The sequence below is a fragment of the Alteromonas sp. KUL17 genome, assembly GCF_006538305.1.
In the GTDB taxonomy this organism is placed as follows: Bacteria; Pseudomonadota; Gammaproteobacteria; order Enterobacterales; family Alteromonadaceae; genus Alteromonas; species Alteromonas macleodii.
Genome location: NZ_BJKJ01000004.1, coordinates 219,257 through 241,447 on the forward strand (window position 1 = coordinate 219,257; position 22,191 = coordinate 241,447).

The 22,191-nt window shown below is 43.6% G+C and carries 11 protein-coding genes; 4 read left to right on the forward strand and 7 right to left on the reverse strand.

Features of this window, described 5'->3' with window-relative positions:
* Positions 1–37: 37 nt before the first annotated feature.
* Entirely contained in the window at positions 38–3,988 is a 3,951-nt protein-coding gene (locus KUL49_RS05715) for a hypothetical protein (RefSeq protein WP_131136607.1), read from the reverse strand.
* A gap of 20 nt (positions 3,989–4,008) precedes the next feature.
* Positions 4,009–4,680, reverse strand: a complete 672-nt coding sequence (locus KUL49_RS05720; protein ID WP_131136608.1) for a hypothetical protein — start codon at positions 4,678–4,680, stop codon at positions 4,009–4,011.
* A gap of 469 nt (positions 4,681–5,149) precedes the next feature.
* On the opposite strand from KUL49_RS05720, the gene KUL49_RS05725 reads away from it, so the two are divergent.
* The gene (locus KUL49_RS05725) at positions 5,150–8,878 is read left to right on the forward strand and encodes a TonB-dependent receptor domain-containing protein (RefSeq protein ID WP_131136609.1); all 3,729 of its coding nucleotides are present in this window, start codon (positions 5,150–5,152) and stop codon (positions 8,876–8,878) included.
* 60 nt (positions 8,879–8,938) lie between these two features.
* A complete protein-coding gene (locus KUL49_RS05730; RefSeq protein WP_131136610.1) occupies positions 8,939–10,687 on the forward strand; it encodes an Ig-like domain-containing protein in 1,749 nt (582 codons plus the stop codon).
* Positions 10,688–11,209: 522 nt separating this feature from the next.
* Here KUL49_RS05730 and KUL49_RS05735 read toward each other — a convergent pair.
* Both KUL49_RS05735 and KUL49_RS05740 read right to left on the reverse strand, forming a co-directional pair.
* Positions 11,210–12,640, reverse strand: a complete 1,431-nt coding sequence (locus tag KUL49_RS05735; protein ID WP_131136611.1) for an aldehyde dehydrogenase family protein — start codon at positions 12,638–12,640, stop codon at positions 11,210–11,212.
* A complete protein-coding gene (locus KUL49_RS05740) occupies positions 12,637–13,788 on the reverse strand; it encodes a mandelate racemase/muconate lactonizing enzyme family protein (RefSeq protein ID WP_131136612.1) in 1,152 nt (383 codons plus the stop codon). Before KUL49_RS05740 ends, KUL49_RS05735 begins: the two co-directional genes overlap by 4 nt.
* Before the next feature lie 502 nt (positions 13,789–14,290).
* Here KUL49_RS05740 and KUL49_RS05745 point away from each other — a divergent pair.
* Complete coding sequence (locus KUL49_RS05745) at positions 14,291–15,736, forward strand: glycoside hydrolase family 127 protein (protein WP_258312640.1); 1,446 nt, start codon at positions 14,291–14,293, stop codon at positions 15,734–15,736.
* A gap of 37 nt (positions 15,737–15,773) precedes the next feature.
* Entirely contained in the window at positions 15,774–16,271 is a 498-nt protein-coding gene (locus tag KUL49_RS21075; protein WP_258312642.1) for a beta-L-arabinofuranosidase domain-containing protein, read from the forward strand.
* Positions 16,272–16,355: 84 nt separating this feature from the next.
* Here the strand turns inward: KUL49_RS21075 and KUL49_RS05750 are convergent, their stop codons facing one another.
* From KUL49_RS05750 to KUL49_RS05760, 3 genes are all read right to left on the reverse strand, one after another.
* Positions 16,356–18,944 (reverse strand): Ig-like domain-containing protein, encoded by a 2,589-nt coding sequence (locus KUL49_RS05750; protein ID WP_131136613.1) that lies wholly within the window; start codon positions 18,942–18,944, stop codon positions 16,356–16,358.
* Between the two features lie 166 nt (positions 18,945–19,110).
* Positions 19,111–20,553, reverse strand: a complete 1,443-nt coding sequence (locus KUL49_RS05755; RefSeq protein WP_131136614.1) for a sulfatase-like hydrolase/transferase — start codon at positions 20,551–20,553, stop codon at positions 19,111–19,113.
* Positions 20,534–22,132 carry a sulfatase-like hydrolase/transferase gene (locus KUL49_RS05760; protein ID WP_131136615.1) on the reverse strand — a complete coding sequence of 533 codons (1,599 nt, stop codon included), beginning with the start codon at positions 22,130–22,132 and terminating at the stop codon, positions 20,534–20,536. Before KUL49_RS05760 ends, KUL49_RS05755 begins: the two co-directional genes overlap by 20 nt.
* Positions 22,133–22,191 lie beyond the last annotated feature (59 nt).

Consider the following 22,191-nt stretch of genomic DNA (forward strand, 5'->3'; position numbering starts at 1 on the left):
AGCTCCTTTTTACCGGTCAAGAGCTAAAGATTAATGTTTAATACCACCTTACATCACTACAATTTGGTAATGCGGTTTGGTAGTTAGAACGACACGAAGATAACGGCATGGAAAAGCTATCTAGCTTTTCGTAATGCCCATTAGGAAAGCCATTAGACGAGGGGTTATCAATATTAATATTGAAATTGTAATCCACACCTTCTTTTTGCTCGTTTACGATAGCGGCGACAGAATCCCCGAGGAAAATTTGTCCTCTTCTCGACCATTGTTCGGGCGAAGCAATACAGATGTTGTCGCAGCTAGCTACGAAGTTTAAGTTATCTAGCTTCAAGTGAGCGTTTGTATCGAAATTGGCGGTAACGTTATAAACGTAAGACTCTTTAAACCATCCAGGTTTGAGTTTAGTTCGATTATGCACTGCATCTAAACACGCTTTCGTCGGCGTAATACGGGTAGCCCATTGGTTTGCACCACGAGCATAAGATACATCAGCGCAGCCTGCACCATAAGTAGCGTTAACTTCATCGCGCCACTGGTTCCTCGTATAACTTTCTCCTTGAGGACTGAACAGTTCAACGAACCCTTCGTCTACCCTCACTGCAAAACCGCAACCATTGGAGACGACACCATTGACCTGTACCGACCCATTCTCTTGGAAATGAGGGCCAAACATAACGGGGGCTAAACAATCTGTACCTTGAATATTTTCAGCAAAAATATCTCGGATACCGCCTTTACCGAAGTCCTTCATACTTAAGTTATCTGTTTCCATTCTTAGCGTAATACCGCCTTCGCTATGAAGATTCCTGAACAAAATATTATCGGCGGCATAGGTTTGAACGAGTCCGTAACCGAACAATGAGTTGTGCTGGGTAATATCTTCAATAATGCCGTTTGCTGGCCAGTGGAGGTCGTTATCTCGCTGTGTAACGCCAACTAAAAAGGAAGCGAAGATAGTCTTGTTATCTTCAATAGTGAAATTAGCAAACCTGAAGTTTTCTATGTCACCCATTCTAAACACAGCGATGCGCTCATTGGGTTCTGGCGTTCTGTCGATAGACAAATCGATAGTAAAACCTCCGCCAAGGCCAACCATGCTCACATTTTCTGCTTTACCCTGATCACCAAAACCCATTTCGAACATCCAGGTGTTGTAACCACCACCAGGTGCCATATAGAAACGTGCATTTTCATCAACTACAATTTGGACATTTGACCGAAGGTGTACACTTCTAAAGTAATAGTCGCCGGCAGGAATAAAAAGCTTTCCTCCGCCTAAATTGTTACTTATGTCATCAAGCGCTTCTTGCAGAACCTGAGTATCATCAATCGAATCCTGATTATTAACTGCATAATCAATCAGTAAATCACGCTGAATGCCTGTTGCCGATGGCGGCGTATAGAACCTAGAGTCTTCAAAGCTTATAGGTTCAGGTCTGGGGGTTACCGTGTAAGTGCCACTACCATCATGATAGCCGTATTCAGGCAACGGGATGTCATTTTCAATTTCACCGCTTCTGGCGAGCGCGTTGTCACCCACTAGTAGATAGTCATCGATAATTACTTTATCCCCTTCTTCTAACCCGCCGAAATAGAAAGATGGAAGAACATCTGTAATATCTTTACCCGTTGTGAGGATCCAGCTTTCTGGAACAGAGAAGCCAAGTTCATCAGTGTTTGCATCCACAAAGGTTATCGTTACCCAGTCACCGAAATGCTCTGGTTCAACAGTAGCCGTGTAGTCAGCGGTTATCGCCTGCGCTGCAGCAACTTTGCCCGATTTACCACCACTCAAGGTCACATTCCACGGTAACAAGTGATGCTTCACCGTTACTGGGGTTGTGCTGGTATTGCCTATCCCTTTCACAACTTTTACATTTAAACTTACAGACTGAATTTCAGTGTCTACAGCACCGCCACCAAAAGCTTGGCTCCACGGGTTGGCGTTGCCCCATTTGTGCCAAAGTAAAGATTGATTAGTAATGTCTGTATTTACACTGGTGTCGGTATAACCAATAGCACTACTACTATTCACACCACCATTATCTTCTAGGCTAATACTACCGAAATCCGCAAGTACAAAACCCCATCCGTTAGTTTGGCTAACTGTTGCCTCTTCAAAGTCGTATGCAATAGTGAAATCTGTGGGAATAGGTAGCGGCTCGCCCACTTCTGATACAACAAAATAGTCATCTAGGTAAATTTTATCCCCTACTTCGGTGCCAGCAAATTTAAATTCAGGATAAATATTGAAATCGCCCCCTTCATAGCCCGACCACGTGGATGGAATAATAAAATCGCCTTCTGAATCGGAAGTGAGCGTTAATGTTAACTCAACCCAGCCTCTGCTGTTCGCTGGAATAGTACCTGTATAACGCGGTGCAGCTTCAACTGCAGCAGGGTAATTATTTCTCTTATTACCTGAAACCAAACCATAAGGAAGGAGATAGTGAATGATTTCAATGTCCTTTTCAGACACTAAGTCAGTTTTTACCCACAAAGACACTTCTCTTAATATGTGACCGTGGTTATCAAACCTTGCAGTAAACGGACTGTTATTCCACTGCTGAAGGTAAAACCCGTTTTGCTCTGGGTTAACATTCTCACTTGTATCTTCATAGACAAGCGCCGCTCCACTTCTTCCTTCCCCATCGGCAAAACTAAGTGCTCCCCTGTCGATAACTGAATATACCCAGCCTTGACTGCCCTGGTTTGGTGCCAAGCTGTTCTCGTCAAACGTATAGTTAAAGTTAAGAATATCACCGAGCTGATAATCTGGCTCGTTAATGTCTGGAGTGCTATCACTTCCACCTGAAGAGCCCCCGCCACTATTTCCAGTGTCGCTATCATCTACTGGCGCACAGCATGCCTCATCCAAAGATTCTTCGTTTATTGCGTAGTTATCTATGGTGACTTTGTCGCCCACATCTAGTCCATCAAATAAAAACTGGGGATAAACCTGAATAGATGACTCGCCATCAAAATGGCGCCACGTATCAGGAATAGTAAAACTGCGTAAGCCAGTTTTACTATCAATAAATTCAACTTGCACCCAGTTGCCATTTTCGGAAGCCGGAATGATCATTTCGTATTGTGGGCCGATATCCAGCCCCGCGTTAATAGTTGGCCCTTTCTTGTCATCTATCACTGGGAAAGGAATAAGATTGTGCCTAACCGTTACATCACCAGGCTGCGCTTTTTCAACCTTCACCCATAGTGAGACTGAGTTGATATCTTTGCCTATGGCACTTTCTAGTAAGGTCGTCCACGGATTGATATTGGGCTGATTGGTACGGTTGTTAAATCTAATGCCATTTTGTGTGATATTTACATTAGTACTTGTGTCGGTATAGCTAATTGCTCCTGTTTCATCTCTCCCACCTTCTGCCTCAAATACCATTTCACCTCGGTTACGCGTGGGATACACCCAACCTTCCCAGTTGTTATTTTCAAGCTGTACTTGATCGATATTAAAATCGTAGGTAAAGGTCAAAGCATTACTCGGTTGGACTTGTTGTTGAAGCTCAATGTCATAGGCAAACGCTTTTCGGGCTGGGCTAAAGTAAATAGTGTGGCTGTTTTGAGTACCCGTTATATTAAAATACGGTTGATTGAGGTTGTTGTATCCGTCTGGCTCTATAACTTCATGACTACTTTGCGTGACGACCAAGCGCAATATATCACTTTGGCTAAACGACTCTGATAAAGTAAAGGTGTTTTCAGTAAAATAACCTACACCCCGCTTAACATATCGGTCACTTTGTTCTACAACCGTATCACTTATAGCTTCCCATTGCATGACCTCCGCCACTTGGGCTTGCGCGACATTTAGCGTTAATAGCGCGGGTATAGCACTCAATAGAGACAGGGTATGACGTGAAGAAGCATAGTAAAGAGATTTACTAAGTAAATTTTGTACAAGTTTTTTATTAAAAGTACTTAGCTTCTTAGACACACCGTGGCTAAGAGTTGGCTTTTGATTAAACATGGTGTTTTCCCTGATATAAATTAGCGAAGTGTATGACGCGAAGCTCTTTTATTTACTACCACACGAGCCGAAGTCACATAATTACGGCGAAGCCACAACCCACTTAAGGCCATTAGCAATATGGAGAAGCTAAACGGCTCTGGAACCGCTACCGATGTATCAGCTAGTTGAATATTAGAAACTGTTAGCGTATCGCCTAGCGAAAAGTTCGTGTCACCCACGGCAAACTCAAGTGAGACCATCTGTCCACGCAACGCAGATAAATCAGCAGTTGCTCCGTCTGTAACGAAGTCATGTAGTAGGTTTGCGTTACTGTCGAATAATGCAACCTGAAAGAAATCAGCAACTGCATTAAACACCAGTGAAAGTGAATGCGCTGAAGCGCCTACGGTGAATGATTGAAAAAGATATACCCCAAAAATTTCATTCGCACCTTGAAAATCCGTCGATAGAAAAAGCGTCCCTTCATTTGTAGAAAAATGGTTAGAAAAATCTGAAAAATTATTTACATCGACGAAAAACAATTCGTTTGCACCGTCGAAGATGTCGACTTGCCCCTGCCATCCTTCAAGCGCATTGTCGAAAGAGCTATTTATCAACGAGGCTGAAGCTTTACTCGAAAAAGATAAGGCGAGTATTAACAGAGTTATACAGCACCAGTACATCGCAGCAGTTTGTTTTTTGTTAAGCATTTTTCTTCCTTCTTGTCCATAAAACCAAACATATTATGTTTGATATAATCATTTGCTTTACATTTTTTCAACAAATAAATGACGTGAAACTTTTATTTAACCTGAAGGATTACACCATGACACTGCCTAGATCATTGCGTCTACGCACATAGTCCCGTCCCTTCCCAATACAAAAAATAATTTAAATATTTATCAGATATATAATGAATAATACTAAAGAATAAGTTAATTAATTGTGAATCAAAATTGAAATCACAAACATCATATGTTTAAACTAGTAATATCTAATATTTGTTAAATCTTGGAAAAATGATGGGGTAACTGTCATACCTTCAAGCTCATTAAGCTTCGGATTGTCGCTGTGATTTCAAGCAGCGGTACGTGTGAAGATAATCTGGGAAACTTAACAGTTGTTAGATCGATAAAAATTAAAACGCTCAAACTAGGTAGAAACCATAGGTAAAACCACATGTATAAAAAATTTAAGCTTAATGCGATCACAACCGTGGTGGTCGCGTCTTGTTTGAGTCAGCCTCTGTGGGCACAAGAAGCCCCGAAAGAGTCAGACGAAGAGTTGGTCGAACGTGCTGTAACTAAAGACGAAGAGTCCGATATTGAGGTTATAGAAGTTCAAGGTATAAAAGGAAGTTTACAGAAATCGGTCAACTCCAAACGCTTTAATGACAGTGTTTCAGATTCGATACATGCTGAAGATGTGGGCAAATCTACCGACCAAAACATTGCTGACGCTCTATCGCGTGTTACCGGCGTTACGGTACAAGAAGAAGCTGGTGAAGGTACCAGAATATCGGTACGCGGTGCTGGTCCGTCTTTGAACCAAGTTTCTATTAACGGTGTGGCGTTAACAGGCGGTTTAAGCGGTGGTGGTGGAAATGGCGTTAACAATAACAGCGTTGACTTAAGTTCGTTCTCTGCTGATATTCTATCTTCGATTGATGTAGTAAAAACAGCCGCTGCAGACCAAGACGAAGGCTCTCTTGGTGCCAATATCGAACTAAAAACCGTACGTCCCCTATCGTTAAACAAGCCCCGCCGCTCTTTTACTGTTGAGGGTAGACACAACGAGTTCGCAGACGATGAAGACTATCGAATTGTTGGAAGTTTCTCAGAAAAGCTATTTAACGACCGACTAGGTTTTATCGTTACCGCCACTAAAGACCGCCAAAACACACGCGTTGATCGAATTGATACCGATTGGGCAAACCAAGCTATTCAAATAGCAGATGCATTCGATGAAGGCAGCCGAGCACGTCCAGCCACCGACCTCGCAACCGGTCAACCTATCCGAGTTCTTGGTTACCAGCGCGACAACAGTGGTGAACTTATCCTTGGCGAAGACGGCCAGCCCTTATTAAACCCCATTGAAAGTCTCTTAAACTACGATCCTACAACCCAAACTTTGGTTGAGGGTGACTTATTTGTAATGGGCCGTGAGTTCATAAACTATAACTTAAATACCGATCAACGCGATAGATTGTCTATTTCAACGGGTATTCAGTATGAAGTAAGTGACGACACTATGCTTCAGGTCGATATTACACATACCAATCAAAAGGTACTTACCGATAACCACCGCATGTTTATGAACATTGCGCCGTTGACTCCTTCCATTCACCCTGGTGACGACAATGTTGCACTCAATGTGGTGGACCTTTCTACCAATACATTGCAGCGCTCAACCAGTCGCTCAATAACGGGGGGATTCAATAGAGCAAGAGGCTTACGAGAACTCACAACCAATGTTATTACGTTAGATCTTTTCCACAGTTTTACCGACGACTTAACCATGAATCTACGAGCTGGTTATTCTGGTTCTGAAGATGAAACACCTGATAGATCTGACCCGGATGCGTTCTTTACTATAGGCACAGCGACGTGGGGCACTGCAGGTCGAGACGTCGTCGAGGCCATGCCATCAGATATTCTTGAACTTGTAGGCTACGATTGTACTCAAGGCTCGCTATCAGACTGTGAATATTTTACAGGTAGCACACCTGGCGAATTTGATGCTTTTGACGGTAGTGCCAACAGTGTTACAAGTCGTTTCAATCCTTTTGATTTGCAACACAATCACCTTGGAAATTTAGCGTTTAGAGAAAACAAATTCGAAGATACCAATAAGTCTTTGTTCATCGACTTTGATTATGCGCTCAATAATGACTACGTGACCAGCATAGAGTTTGGCGGAAAGTACTCTCATAGAAACCGTGACGTATCGATAAAAAATACTGCTATCACTAATGGTGAAGATCTTATTGCACTTGATGATCCTGACGCCGAATTTGAGGTGCGAGGCTTAGCGTCTATTCGCGTTGCTAACATGTTATCTGGTGAATCTTTTCCTTATGACAACTACGGCGAGGATCTACAAGCTAATCGTGACAACGTGTTCTGGGGTGGCTGGCCATTACTTGATGCACAAAAAGCATTAGAGCTGCTTTCTGGTAAAGATGCATCTGAAGTAGGGGTGCGTTTTAGCGACCAAGGTACTCGCGAAATAACTACCGAAACCATGGCTGCCTATTTCAAAGCAAATTTTGAATTCATGGATGGCCGTCTAACCGGTAACATTGGTGTTCGTTATGTGAAAGATGAAAACGAAGCGTCTGGTATCGGTGGTATCAACTATATCAGAGCGCCGCAGGTCGTCGACCCGTACAACTTATTCGTGGAAAGAGACCTGGGTAACACCAGCCTTGATCCTTGCCCGTTAGGTATACCTATTGCCGACGGTGATACCCGTTACGCACCACAAAATGAAGCAGAACTGAGTAACTGCTGGGCGTGGGCACTAACCCACGGATATAACTTTAATAATGGGGCTACCATACCTTTTGACGTAGACACGGGTCAATTCCTGGTTATAGGCCCTAACGGCCAAACTGGCTTAGACGTAAACCGCTTAGTATTTCAAGATGAAAATGGCAACTTCGTATTTAACGAATTGCCTGGCCAAATTTACGACTCAAACGGAAATCTGGTGCCAACTAACGCCGCTAGTTGGGCGAGATTTAACCGAACAGGCTTTGTATGGCCTTTCCTAGATAGAAGTACATCGTTTACAGGCCCTAATGGCACGGGTCAAGAAGTTCAAGTTAGAACCGCGCCAGTGACTGACGAAGCATCAAATTCTATTTGGCTACCAAGTTTGACGCTTAACTATGCGTTGAACGAAGAGACTATCGTGCGATTTGCATTAACTAAAACAATGACGCGGCCGCGATTTGACTCTTTAAATCCTTCTGCTTTTATCCGTGAAAATCAATTCGGATTAGCGTCGGGCAACGCGGGTAATACGGCACTTAAGCCGCTTACCTCGAATAATATCGACTTATCTTACGAGTGGTACTTCAGCAACACTGGTTTGCTATCGGCAGCTCTATTCTATAAAGACATGGATAACTTTGAAGAAACCGTGGTTACCCCGTTCCATTATCGAGACGTAAGAGAAGAAGTTGATTTACAAAGCTCTGACCTTCTTCTCGACTTTGACGAAAACCGCACACCAGGGGGAGAAGACGACTGTCATCCACTTCGCCTTGCAGCTGGTTTCTTTGAGCAGTGGAGAATTGAATGTGATGTTGCCAATATCACCACCTCAAAAAATGGCTCTGGTGCTACTATTGAAGGCCTAGAGCTAGGTTATACACAAAACTACGACTTCTTACCGGGGATCTGGTCTGGTTTTGGTGCCACCATTAACTATACCTATCAGAAATCTGAATCTGACCCTGTAGAAATTGGAAACTCTGGACGTTTTCTTAAGCCTTTGCCACAACCTTTTACACCTAGACACTCGGCTAATGCAACGCTGTTTTATGAAAAAGATGGCATTCAGTTAAGACTGGCGCACCGTTACACCGGTCAGCAACTGGTAAACCGAGGGTTATCTGGCGTATCGCTTTGGCAGGATGAATCTCACAGATTAGATTTCAGTGCATCTTATGCGATTAACAAAAACCTCACGGTAACGTTTAACGCGCTAAACATTACAGACGATACCAGAAGAAACTTTGTTACCGCAGCCAACGCCATTAACCCGAATAACGTTAATAGCAATGAAATCGTGCTTGACGAAGGCAGCGTGTATGAGGATAGCAGTATTCCACAAGAGCGCACGGCATCGCTATTCAAGTTTGGTCGTCAATTCCGAATTGGTCTTCGCGGAACTTTCTAGTTAATCAATTAATAAGGCCAGATTTCAGTCTGGCCAATTTCACATTTTTGGAGAAGTAAGATGAAGAAAAACTTACTACAAATATCTGCTCTCGCTGCTTCGGTAACAATTGCGCTTACAGGATGTGGCGGTGGTACTGACGAAGGCTTTGACCCAAATTTTAGTGCAGATGCCCCCCTAGAGATATCTATGCCAATGTTAACGGCAGAAATGACAGAAGAATCGGGAGAACAAACGATTGATTTGGTAGCCGGCGTTACGGTAGATGGTGAGCCAGCCCAAGGAAATATCGTTATTTCTGACTTACAGTTCACCACATTACCTCTATATAGAACACCGCAGGCTCCTTCTATTGGACAGCCTAATCAAACCATATCGCCATTTACTGTAGACGGTAGAAACTTGATTGTGGACACGGACTTATTCGCCGATCGTTTAAGTACATGTGATACCAGTGACAACTTCGGTTCGACACCAGGGTCTGAGCCTGACGGCCTTTTGGACAATCCGCCATCGGTTACCTATACCATCGATTTTGCCATAGACAATGGTTTCAACTTACAACCGGGGGAAGTATTACCCCGACGGACACTTGAACTAACCGTAAATGCTATTTTTGATGACGTAGAAAGCGTCACTGCCGAACCTATCAGAGTTTCCCTTGGTAAAGAAGGCTCGTTATTTGCCACCGTGCTGCCCCAAAAGGCATGCGATCAACGTTTATCTTATAGCGTAGCAAATGAGAGCATTGCGACGATAGATGAAAACGGCAATATCACCACCTTAGCTATAGGTGAAACTACGGTAACCGTTACAAGCTTAAGCAACCCAGAGCTATCAACAACAGTGGCCTTGGAAGTGTTTTCTGAATTCACATTAAACCTGACGAATAAAGACATTGATGAAAACGGGCTGACAACCGACATTAAAACCACCCCATCTTGTGTTTCTGCGGGTTTGCACGTTGAACCACAACCCGCTTCAGGAGAAACGCTTACTGGAGAGTATACCTACGAGTGGACTTCATCTAACGAAATCGATTTCCCGTTAGCTGAAACCATACACTACGGTGAAGATGGATTGGGCCGTTTTAGCACAGGGGATATAAACAACGTAGGCTCACAATTTGAGGCAAGCGTTGGCTATTTATCGGGGGATACCGGATCTTTTCCGAGTGATGAGGTAGAAAGCAAAAGTGCCACCGTTATTGTTGAAAAGAACTTGATGTGCGACCCAGGAACATCAGCCCATCCGGCTGGGTTCAACACCGACTTTAACCTAGATGGTGAAGGTGCGCCTTGGAAGCCTGATGGCTTAGTGACTGCTGTGGACGATTCCTTGTCTGGAAAGGCTTTGGAAGTGACCATGACGAATGTAAATAACGGGTTTACTCGTATTTTGCAGCAGGTCTTTAATAAGCAACGCAACTGGCACAGTTCAACCTACGGACTAGGCAGCGCTAGCGTTGGGAGAACGTATAAGTTTGCCATGTGGGTTAAATTACAAGAAGTACCGGAAACAGAAGTTCAGCTTCGCCACGTTGTGCTGCCTTTTGCCTACCAGGACGGTCCCACAGGGCCAGGTTTTGACAGAAGACTAGAAGCGGCAGGAATATTCACGTCTACGCTTCGACCTACTACTGAGTGGCAGCTTGTCGAATTCGTCGATGATGCTACTGGTAGTCGAGAATGGTCAGTCCCTGAAAACTGGACTGTGGTAACTGATGTATTCGTATTCTATGAGTTCCTTGGCTTCCCAGTGGGCGCTAAAGTACTCATTGATGAATATTCATCGGTAGAAGTGCAGTAAAATAGAAATTTTCGTTTGATACTAACGCGGCCAAAAGGCCGCGTTTTTTTATGCCTTTTAACAACATCCGTTAATTGTTTCTGATGGCAAGTTACTACTTCCCGAACTGTGAATGATTCTAAGCTAAGCGTTAAATGTTTCTTCATCCATTAATAGTAAATTAGGGATTAGTTCCCTTCTTTCGGCAATTCAAAACTCAGGCTGTCTAGTGTCAAAGACAATTAGAACGCTTGAAGTAACGTAGAGAGGGCAAAGTAATATAGCCTTAGGCGTTAGGGAATGGCCTCTGACTGCTATGCCACGGTTAGATGTAGTTTCCGGTAATTTAATATATTTAGTGAAAAATAGTAGGCGTCAAGTGCGGGAGCTGAGGCGTAGGACTATTATAAAATTGGTTAGCTATAAAAATGCTTAGCAAAAAGGCTAACTTAATTAGTGCACATAATAAAAAACCTCCTAAATTGGAGGTTTTTATATTAATAGTGTTCACAGGCTAATAAAACCCGCTAACTATGAAAGGTATTAAGCCATAAGCATGGATATACGCTTATTCGTATAGAACTCTTGCAAGCTATATTTCGAGCAGTCTTTACCCACACCACTTTGCTTTAAGCCACCATGAGGCAATTGCACAGAATAATGCGCTTCGTTTATACACACACTGCCAGCTTGTATGCCTTTAGCTGCACTAAACGCTCTGCTTAAGTTCGTTGTATAAACGTAAGCCGCTAACCCAAACTCAGTATCGTTGGCTTTAGCGATGATGTCGTCGGTATCAGAGAAAGGAATAATAGAAAGCACAGGGCCGAAAATCTCAGTACGTGCGATTTCCATTTCCTCTTTTACGTCAGTAAGAATGGTAGGTTCTAAATAGAAGCCGGTTGCTCTGTCGCTGGGAATGTTGCCGCCTAGTGCAATTTGAGCCCCACCTTTAACAGCATCCTCTATTAATTTAAGTATACGACCGCGTTCTTTTTCACTGCTAAGCGGGCCCATAAGGCGCTCCGCATCATCGCCTGTGCCCAACTGTATACCGCTAGCGTGCGATACCGCCTTATCGATAAATTCGGCAACTCGTGATTCATGAACAAAGCAACGATTTGGTGATACGCAAACTTGCCCCGAATTACCGTATTTAAGGTTAACAATATCAATCACAGCTTTGTCTAAGTCAGCATCGTCATAAACCACTACAGGTGCATTGCCGCCAAGTTCTACCGAGAAATGCTTAACGCTGGTACACGCTGTCTTCATTGCATTAACACCTGCTCTGGTAGAGCCAATCATAGTGAATAATGCGGTAGTTTCGCTTGTTAATAGTGGATTAGTATTATCATAATTATTGCTAGTAATAATATTAATAACACCTGCAGGAAAACCAACCTGATGAGCAAGCTCTGCGCACTTAAGCGTTGCAAGTGGCGTCACTTGTGAAGGTTTGATTATACAGCTGCAGCCAGACGCTAAAGACGGTGCCAGCTTGTAACCTAAATTAAGAAGCGGGAAGTTCCACGCTAAATACCCCACCACTACGCCTAAGGACTGACGCTGGATGAAATGGTGAAAACGCTCGTCTGGATCAACAATAACAGGCTGCTCTATGCGCTTCGCTTCCTCAACAAAAAAGCGCAAACAATTAGTTAGCATACCGAAATCATACTCTGCGTTATCGCGAGGCTTTCCTGTCTCTTCAATAAGGATCGCAATAATTTCTTCCGCGTTTTCTTCAAGAAGTGCGGCATAGTCAAGAATAAGTTCAGCGCGCTTGGCCAGCGTTGTAGAAGACCACTGCTTAAAGCCCTCATCTGCGAAGCCCAGCGCTTCAATGACTTGAGACTCTGAAATATCAGGTACTTCGGCAATCACTTCACCAGTAGAAGGATTAAATACCGGAAAAGTTTTATCTGCGCCTGTTAATTCGCCATTAATTAACATCTTAAACGTATGGTTCATTTTGTCTCCGTTTCGCAAAACACATAAGGTTTCATTGCGTCTAAATTAATCTCAACACCTAAACCATTCCCGGAAGGCACGTGAGCGTCACCATTTTCCACTACCACTTTTTGTGAAAATATATCGTCGCGCAAAGGGTTTTCAGTGCGGTCGTATTCTAAGAAAAGCGGTTTCTCTTCCGCTCGGCCTGGCTCGTGATAAGCCGTAGCCAGGAAGTGACAAGCACTGGCTAGATTAAACTGGGTTCCCCAAACATGTGGGATCATGTTTAACCCTTGTGATGAAGCTAAGGTTCTGATTTTAAGCGCTTCACTCGGCCCGCCGCAATAACCCAAGTCGGCCTGAACTAGCTGTACACCACCAGCACTTAGTAATTTTTGAAAGCCAAAGCGAGTTTGTTCGCATTCACCGGTAGCAATAGGCGTCACGCATTTATCGCTTAACTGCCTGAACTGCGCTGCATGTTCTGGAGATAAAGGCTCTTCAAACCAAGCGTAATTGCACTCATCAAGTACCTTCCCTACTTTTATCGCTTCACTTAAATCAAATGCATGGTTTGAGTCTGCAGCTAATATTGTATTTGGGAAACGCTCGCGAAGCGCGCGAATAAAAGCGATATCGAAGTCGGGGTTTTTACCCACTTTTATTTTTAGCGCTTTGTAACCCTCGTCTACATAACCCTGCGCTTCTTCTAGTAAATGAGGCAGAAGTTTATCTTCGGGTAAATCGATGTAATACATACCAGTAGCATAGCAAGGTACTTTATCTCGGCATTTTCCGCCCATTAAAGTACTTACACTCTGGCCTAACGCTTTGCCTTTTACGTCCCACAGCGCCATATCTATTCCTGACATTGCTGCTGTCATAACGCCAGCCCTTGCAAAGTCTAGTGAAGCGCGCCACATAAAATGCCACAATGCATCGGTTGAAAGCGCGTCTTGGCCGATAATACGAGGGGCGTAGAACTTCTCTACTGCTGCCTGAATAACATCTGCTGGGCCATAACACTCTCCCCACCCACTGATACCATTGTCAGTAATGATTTCGATAACGAGCACATTACGCTGATTGTAAAACCATTGAGAAAAACCAAAAGGCTGCTCGAGATGACACCGAAGATGATAGGTTTTAATACATTCAATTTTCATTTTAAGACTCAACTTTCACGACAGCCATGGTGGCATATTCTATATCGCCACCGCATTATATAATAAATATAAACATATGATGTTTGCAATTCAACCGAATTGACAGGTTTTTAACAAGAAATGTATAAACACTAGTATCGCGGAATATATCAACTCGTACACATCTCCTCAGTATTAGGCCTTTCAGACCTGAAAATTATGTGGGATATGTTAAAAATTCTTGAAAAACGAAACATCATATGTTTACATTGATCTCAATTAAGTGCTGTGTTGTCAATAACGCTTTAGTTGTTATCTCTAAACCACTACTCTAATTTTCTAGCCCTCTATTTTCACAATTAGAAAGCATATTGGCTGGGAAAAGCTAAGGGAAAGACAACAGGTAGATACGAAATAAAAAGTAAAACCGAAAATAAATAGTGCTTGGTAAGCGCTAGTAGATAAGCGCCCAATGCACTGCTTATTTTCATAATGAATTTAACTATCGGTAGTGAGGTTTTCCATGCCAGAGAATTTAACGCGCAATAAGACAGAGGTTGATACGTCTAAAAGCCCTAATGTAAAGCTCAAACCTATATCCATGGGCGAATGTAAATGGAAAGATGGTTTTTGGGCCGAAAAAACTAGGCTTTGTGAAGAATCAATGATCCCATACATGGGAAGTCTACTAACCGGTGAAATTGGTCATGCTCTAAATAACTTCAAAATCATAACGGGTGATTTTGATGGCAAGTTCGATGGTGAGTACTGGCATGACGCTGACTTCTTTAAATGGATGGAAGCAGCCTGCTACATGTATGGCTTAAACAGTGATCAGAAACTCCTGCAAGAAATGGACGAAATCATAGCCATCATTGCTAAAGCACAAGAAGATGACGGTTACCTTCATGCCTATATTCAAATACATGGCATTGAACATTTCTCAAACCGCAAGTATCACGAAATGTACAACTGCGGTCATCTTTACACTGCAGCATGCATACACTATCGAATGACGGGTAAAACTAACTTCTTAGATATTGCCCTTAAAAATGCTAGTTTGCTGGTGTCAAAGTTCGGCCCTAACCCACCTGAGTTACGTCGTTTTGGTTTTAACCAAACTCAAATTATGGGTCTTGTTGAGCTTTATCGAACTGTAGGAAATGAAGATTACCTTAAGCTTGCTGAGCAATTTATCAACAATCGCGGCCAGTCAGAAATGGTGCATGACTCAACAACTATTGGCTATCCTATCGGCGATATGGTGCAAGAGCGCGTACCACTTCGCGAAGAAACTGAAGCTGCCGGTCATGCTGTATTAGCTCTTTATTACTACGCTGGTGCAGCTGATGTTTACGCAGAGACAGGTGAAAAAGCGCTTATCGATGCCTTAGATCGTCTGTGGGAAAATGTCACGCAGAAGAAAATGTACGCCACCGGCGCCGTAGGGCAAACCCACTACGGTGCGTCTCCGCGTAGGGATATGATTGAAGAAGGTTTCATTGACGAATATATGATGCCTAACTTAACCGCTTACAACGAAACCTGTGCGAACATCTGCAACGCCATGTTTAGCCAAAGAATGCTAGGTATTCACGGCGAGTCAAAATACGCTGACATTATGGAGTTAGTTATGCACAATTCTATGATGTCTGGTATCAGCGTATGTGGTACCAAGTACTACTACGCTAACCCCCTGCGTAAAATTAACGATGCCCGCGACTACGAAAACATGAATACAGAGTCGCCGGATCGCGAACCCTATCTATCTTGTTTCTGCTGCCCCCCTAACTTAGTAAGAACAGTGGCAAAGTCTTCATTGTGGGCCTACAACCGCTCGAACAACGGCATATCCGTGAATCTATATGGCGGTAACACATTAGAAACTACACTACTCGACGGCACAGAACTTAAGCTTACTCAAAGCACTGAGTATCCCTGGGAAGGCTTGGTAAAAAATCACTATTGATGCGTGCAAAGAAGACGCTTTTGACATCATCCTACGCATTCCGGAGTGGTCGAAAGAAAACACGTTGAAAATTAACGGGGATACCCTCGATATTGCTCTTGTTCCAGGTGAATTCGCGACAATTACTCGACAATGGAAAGCCGGGGATGTGATTGAACTAGATATGCCGATGCATATTAAATTAATTGAAGGTCACGAGCGTATTGAGGAAGTACGCAATCAGGTAGCCGTAAAGCGCGGCCCGATTGTTTATTGCATTGAGTCTCCTGATTTGCCTGAGTCAGCGAGCATTACCGATGTGTATTTACCAAGTAAGTCTAAACTTTCTGTGCAAAAACAGCCTTCATTTTTAGGCGGTGTCACAACCATCGAAGGCGAGATTTTATTGCGCAAAGATAGAGGAACAGGCATGTATCGCGATGTATCGCAGCCAGAATTTGAAAGCATCTCTACGCAATTCGTGCCCTACTTCGCGTGGAGTAACCGTGGTGAGGCTGAAATGAGCGTGTTCTTACCGGTTATTTGGCAGCAATAAATACGCTATAAAAGTTAAAGCCTGATAAAATAAAAAGCCTGCAACATGTATAAGTCGCAGGCTTTTTTTGCATCAACTAAAAAACTAATCCACTTTGATAGTCAAGCTATCGGTCTTTCCTTTATTCTTCGTCTTCACGGTAATTACCGCTTCCCCTTTATTACGCGCAAAGATCACTCCACTAGCATCAACGGTTGCTACAGCAGGATTACTGCTTGTATAAACCACTGACTTATTTGACGCACAAGTCGGTGTGACAACCGCATTAAAGTTAGCTGTTTGCCCAGTACGCAAACGGTTGTCGCCTATGGATAATGTCACTCCGGTTACGTTAACCCAGTTGTTGTTACAAGACACATTTCCTGCCTGCACAATAGTTAGCACTGTAGTATCGATATAACCACCATCGTTTGTTTTAGCAGTGATTGTGACGGTTCCTTCACTCACTCCGGTAACTAACCCCGTATTATCTACTACCGCTATAGACGGATCGTTTGAGCTAAAAGTGACGCTTTTATCACTGGCTTCACCAGGGCTTACTGTTGCCGTTAATGCAATAGACTGGCCTACTGCTATTTCATCTCTGGAAGGATTAGTATTTATGCCAGTTACACTTACAGAAATTGGGGGAGAACTAGTACCGTCAGTTGATGACACAATGATATCATCAACATACGCTTGAACGTCGCGTTCACCGTTCCAGAAGTATATCTTCGCAGTGGTATTACCTGAGCCTGTGGTAAAGGTAGTACTCAACTTTTGATAACCTCGGCTCTTAAACCTAAGACTTTTCTCATTACCACCATATTCTTTCACACCCAGTCGCACCTTTTCGGTAAGCGACGAGGCCTTACCATAACCAGATAACGTGTAAGTAGTATTTGGCCGTACTTCAATAACTTGAACTAATGCCCCTGTACCATCAATATAGCCTGCGTTAACACCTATCTTTGCATTATTGCCGACTATGTCAACATTACCCCAACTGTTGGCCCAAGACGTAGCCAGATTATTTTGTTCAAAACCACTGTTAATGACCAAATTATCGTCAGTGTTACCGCCCCCTCCGCCAGGTTGTACAGTAACCGAAACCACATCGGTAAATCTCCCATCAACACTTTCGACTTCTATAGTGGCGGCTCCCTCTGAGTAGGCAGTGAGTAAACCGTTACTATCAACGTCAACAATAGATGAGTCAGATGAGGACCACATCACTTGTTTGTTAGTAGCATTAGTTGGTTGAACGGTTGCCGTTAATTTTACAGATTCGCCAAGGTTTATTGTTCTATTATTACTACCCGAAATAGCCACCCCAGAAACACTAATATTTGCCGAGTTAGCCGACAAAATGTTCACATTATTGATAGCGCTTTGTAAAAAAACATCGCTGCCATTTGAAGATCTAAATACCGGAGCCAGCGCATAATAATGGCCGGAGGGAAGATCGGCTGTGGGTGTTACGCCATCTAAATCAAGAGAGATGGTTGTCTTACCTCCATATTTTTTTTCGTTATTAGCTACGGTAGCATCATTCGCTGATGCGGCAATTTTCACAAACCCTTGCGTATTTTTTTCGACTAAGTTAACCGTAATCCCATTGTACTTGTCTAATACAACATAAAAATTACTACCGCCATGGTAGTTAACAACAACATCTAGCGTGCCGCCAGACTGATAGTCTGTGTTTGCGTATTTATTCGCATCGTCTACCCAAATAGATGGCAAAACCTCCCAGGTTTTTACATACTCCACCTGCATTGTGGCATCTTCGGGGAAGCCTTCTTTTATAACATTGTCGGGGTTTGGGTCTGCTCGCTGGCACGCACTATTGTATTTAATCAAGTGTCGACGCAATCCTTGCGAGAAAATAAGGTGCATAGGCCTGTGCCACCATTTGTTTTCCTTTTCCCCTATTTTTACACCATCGACATACCAGATGATTTTATCGGGGCGGTTTTCAACAGCGTAGGTGTGAAAATCTTTTGAGGGGTCGAACGGCGCTTCGTAATGCAGTAGTTGAGCTTCTGGATTTGGCTTCGGACGTTTCCATACGATTTTACCATTTTCTTCCACTCGCGCGTGTAGATTGTGGTCCATATCATTAACTTCATCAAAGTCTGTTGGGCTTCGCCAATCGGCTTGCTGTAACTCAACGATATCTATTTCACTATAATCGACATATTGTTCTCCCTGAACGCGAGGAAAAGGATGGCCGTCACTGTAAAGCCAAAAAGCTGGGCTTAAACCGGGAAAAATATTTACACCTTTGATAGAGGCCTCGTAAAAACCATAAGTACTTTCAACAGCAGAGCGCACAGCGCCAGACTTATAAAACAGTTGCCTTTGAACCGTTTGAGATGGCCCGCCTGCAACACCATCCCAACAGCTGTCCTGAAATGATCGGGTATGAGTTTCTTGGGTAGTCGCGATTTTTAATCGACCATTCTCTACATAGGCGTTATCACTGTCGAATGTCCAAGCACCTACATTTAAACTCGCGGGCGCATTTTGCCATTTACTATTGTTAAACCCATTTTCGAAATCGTCAGTTTGGGCTCCAAGCTCCTTAAAACGCACTTCTCCTGCCTTCATTCCTGTTGGCCTTACAACTTCTGCGCTTACCTGCGCTCCGCAGACAATAGCGACTGAAGCGAGTAATAACTTATTTTTCATATTAATTACCTAATAGTTCGAAGAAAAAGTAGGGTCATCATTATTTGTATCATAAACGCAAACATATCACCTTTGTGAAGTTAATGTAAACAACATGTAAATTAAATACATAAAAAAACCGACACATTTAGGTGTCGGCTTTTGTCGTTGTGTGGATGTATCTAAGTTAGTCTAAATCAAAGGTTTCACCGTAACGCGGCATATCTTCGCTTCGCCACTCGTCTCCTTCTTTATGGATATGGAACCATTGGGGAGGTTTATTTGACCATGCCCAGTAGCCCGCATCTTTTACCATGTCGGCTAAGAGTTGCGGGAACTGCTTGCTCAAGTCTTCAGTTTCACCGATATCATCAGCAACATTAAATAACTTCCAACCATTGGTGGTAGTCGTGCGAACCGCTTTGAAATTATCGCGACGAATAGAAACATCATGTGCGCCTTTACGGTGACGCATAATGAATAAACTTTCCCCTTCGCGTGCACTCGTATTATCTACAATGTGCGGAAGAATATTTTTACCATCTAGCACTTTGCCGCTTGGCACATCGCTCTTAGCAAGCGCCAGAAATGTTGGGTAGTAATCTAGAGTTGAGACTGGCGCATCATACTGCTTGCCACCCTTCAAACCATTTGGCCAGTGGAAAAACATCGGAACACGATGACCACCTTCTCTTGCACTACCTTTACCCTCTTGAAGCGGCAGGTTTACGCCACCCCATTTTCGTTTGCCACCATTGTCACTAACAAAAACAATAAGTGTATTGTCATACTGCCCCGTTTTTTTGAGTGTATCGACAACACTAGCTATGCCGCGATCTACTGCGTAAACCATGGCTAGGTACGTACGGCGTTTTTTGTCTTTTACATGAGAAAAAAGAGCAAGGTCTTCTTCTTTTGCTTCTAATGGAACGTGAGGCGCGTTATACGCTAAGTACAAAAAGAATGGCTGCTGCTTGTTCTCTCCGGCTCTATCGATAAAATCAACCGCCTCTCGGGTAAATGCATCGGTTAAATACTCCGTTTCTCTTACTTCTTCGGTATTACGCATTAGCGGTGTAATGTAGTCATTGAAACGTTTAACACCAGAGGCTTTCGCTTTTTCATATTGAGCGCGATATTGCTGTGGGAAAAACTTATGCCCACCACCTAAAAATCCGTAAAACTCGTCGAAGCCTCGGCTGTTTGGTTGATAAGGTTTTTCCTCGCCCAAGTGCCATTTACCGATAGCGCCAGTATGATAGCCAACCTGCTGCAGTGCTTTACTGATAAACATTTCGTGAGTATCGATACCCGTGCTAGAACCATCTACCGGAAGATTAAAATCAGCACCAATTTTATGAGGGTAGCGCCCCGTCATAAGCGCTGTTCGGCTTGGTCCGCAGAATGGGTGTGCAACATAACCCGAACTAAAACGCACTCCTTCATTGGCTAGGGTGTCCAAATTAGGGGTCTTAACATCAGAGTCGAAGCCGTGATAACCAACATCAGCATAACCTTGGTCGTCGGTAATAATAACCAAGATATTCGGCCTTTCTGCTTCAACCGCAACAGCGGGCACAGCAGACAAAAAGCTAAGAGCCGCTAAAAGCTTAATGGCTTGTTTTTTCATGTCTAACGTCCTGTAAATAGTGTTTAGCGTGATATTCTAATTTTGTGAGTGCCGGGTCTTCCGTGCGCTTTAGTTCAGACATCAATAGTTTAAGCATGTCGGTGCGAACGCTTACATAGTGTTTGTCATTGATAAGATTAGTGAGCTCACCAGGGTCCTTGTTAAGGTCGTAAAGTTCGTCTAAATCTTCACCTGGGTTCCAAACAAACTTGTATTCAGGCGTACGAATTGCACGAATTCCGAACCATGAACCGTTGTACCATTCATAGGCATAAAGGGCTTTATCAACTTCCCCCTTTTCCGCTTTATCACCTTCCAACATGAGCGGAATTAAGCTATGGCCGTCATAATCAGGCTCAGCGTCTAAATGCATCATCTCTGTTAGCGTGGGCGTTACATCAATAAGCGATACTTGACGATTAACCACACGCGGGGATATGTCTGGGTCCTTTATAAGAAGCGGCATACGCATAAGCTCATCGTAGGCATAGGGACCCTTATCATAAAGCGTATGCTCACCAAGCATAGAACCCTGGTCGCCGAACAGTACAATGTGCAAGTCATCGTAAATACCTTCGTCTTTGGCCTGTTGAATTAATTCACCAACAATGCGGTCTACCATAGCGATCGCGCCATAATAGTGAGCCCGAGCCTTTCGCCAGTCCATGTCGCTCATGTGACCTACGTCATGCCAAGGCCACCAGATGCCGCCTTGCGCCATAGGCTTATTAATGCGTTTAGCCAGATGATTACTTGGAAGTTCGAGCTCTGCTGGATCAAACATACTCGCGTAAGGCTCGGGAACCCGATAAGCAGGGTGAGGCTGATTAAAACTGATAACGCCAAAAAACGGTCGCTCGTCCTCTGCCATTTGTGAAAGCATTTGTTTGCCTGCAACCACCTTTTTATAGGCCTCAGTATCTTCGTAAGAGCCAGGAAGGGTTTTGTAGTACTCATGTTTCTCGTTGTTCGAGTCGAGTTTTCCTTGATAGTAGCCCTCGACTTGAGTGACCTTGTCGGTGGGTGTATACACCCGTGTAAAGCGTTCTCTTGGCTCGTGCCCTTGCGCTAAATCTATTTCAGCGCCACGCAGCTCTGTGCCTCGTGCACCAAGATGCCATTTACCAACGTGACCTACTAAATATCCAGCGTCAGCTGCTTTTTTAATTAGCGTACCCTCACTTAAATCTAGCTCTGCTAGTCGGGTGTGATAAAGTTCTACGTTGTCATCAAGACCGGTTTTGTGCCCCCATTTTCCAGTGTAAAACGCCGCCCGAGAAGGTGAACAAAGTCCCGTTGTCGACATTGCATTATCGAAGCGAGTACTTTCAGCTGCAAGCGCGTCAATATTAGGGGTGTCCACCGGCCCTCCTCTATAAGAAAACGTATCGAAGCGCATATCGTCGAACATTAAAATAAGTACGTTAGCGGCCTTGCCTTCTTTACTTGTTTTAGCGTTGTTAGACGATACGTACTCCTTTGTCAGCTCTTCGCCGATTGCGCCTTGACTAAAGCTGAGCACGAGTATGCTGCTAAGTACGACGCAAAGCGGTTTCTTGAAAAATGTTGATAGTGGCATTTAACTCACCTTTTTAATGCAGTTTTCAATTTAAAATGACTTTCCCCATGAGACTTGTT

Excerpts from the sequence above, each read along its gene's own strand:
- KUL49_RS05715 (WP_131136607.1), bottom strand. The coding sequence starts at position 3,988 with ATGTTTAATCAAAAGCCAACTCTTAGCCACGGTGTGTCTAAGAAGCTA.
- KUL49_RS05720 (WP_131136608.1), bottom strand. The coding sequence starts at position 4,680 with ATGCTTAACAAAAAACAAACTGCTGCGATGTACTGGTGCTGTATAACT.
- KUL49_RS05725 (WP_131136609.1), top strand. The coding sequence starts at position 5,150 with ATGTATAAAAAATTTAAGCTTAATGCGATCACAACCGTGGTGGTCGCG.
- KUL49_RS05730 (WP_131136610.1), top strand. The coding sequence starts at position 8,939 with ATGAAGAAAAACTTACTACAAATATCTGCTCTCGCTGCTTCGGTAACA.
- KUL49_RS05735 (WP_131136611.1), bottom strand. The coding sequence starts at position 12,640 with ATGAACCATACGTTTAAGATGTTAATTAATGGCGAATTAACAGGCGCA.
- KUL49_RS05740 (WP_131136612.1), bottom strand. The coding sequence starts at position 13,788 with ATGAAAATTGAATGTATTAAAACCTATCATCTTCGGTGTCATCTCGAG.
- KUL49_RS05745 (WP_258312640.1), top strand. The coding sequence starts at position 14,291 with ATGCCAGAGAATTTAACGCGCAATAAGACAGAGGTTGATACGTCTAAA.
- KUL49_RS05750 (WP_131136613.1), bottom strand. The coding sequence starts at position 18,944 with ATGAAAAATAAGTTATTACTCGCTTCAGTCGCTATTGTCTGCGGAGCG.
- KUL49_RS05755 (WP_131136614.1), bottom strand. The coding sequence starts at position 20,553 with ATGAAAAAACAAGCCATTAAGCTTTTAGCGGCTCTTAGCTTTTTGTCT.
- KUL49_RS05760 (WP_131136615.1), bottom strand. The coding sequence starts at position 22,132 with ATGCCACTATCAACATTTTTCAAGAAACCGCTTTGCGTCGTACTTAGC.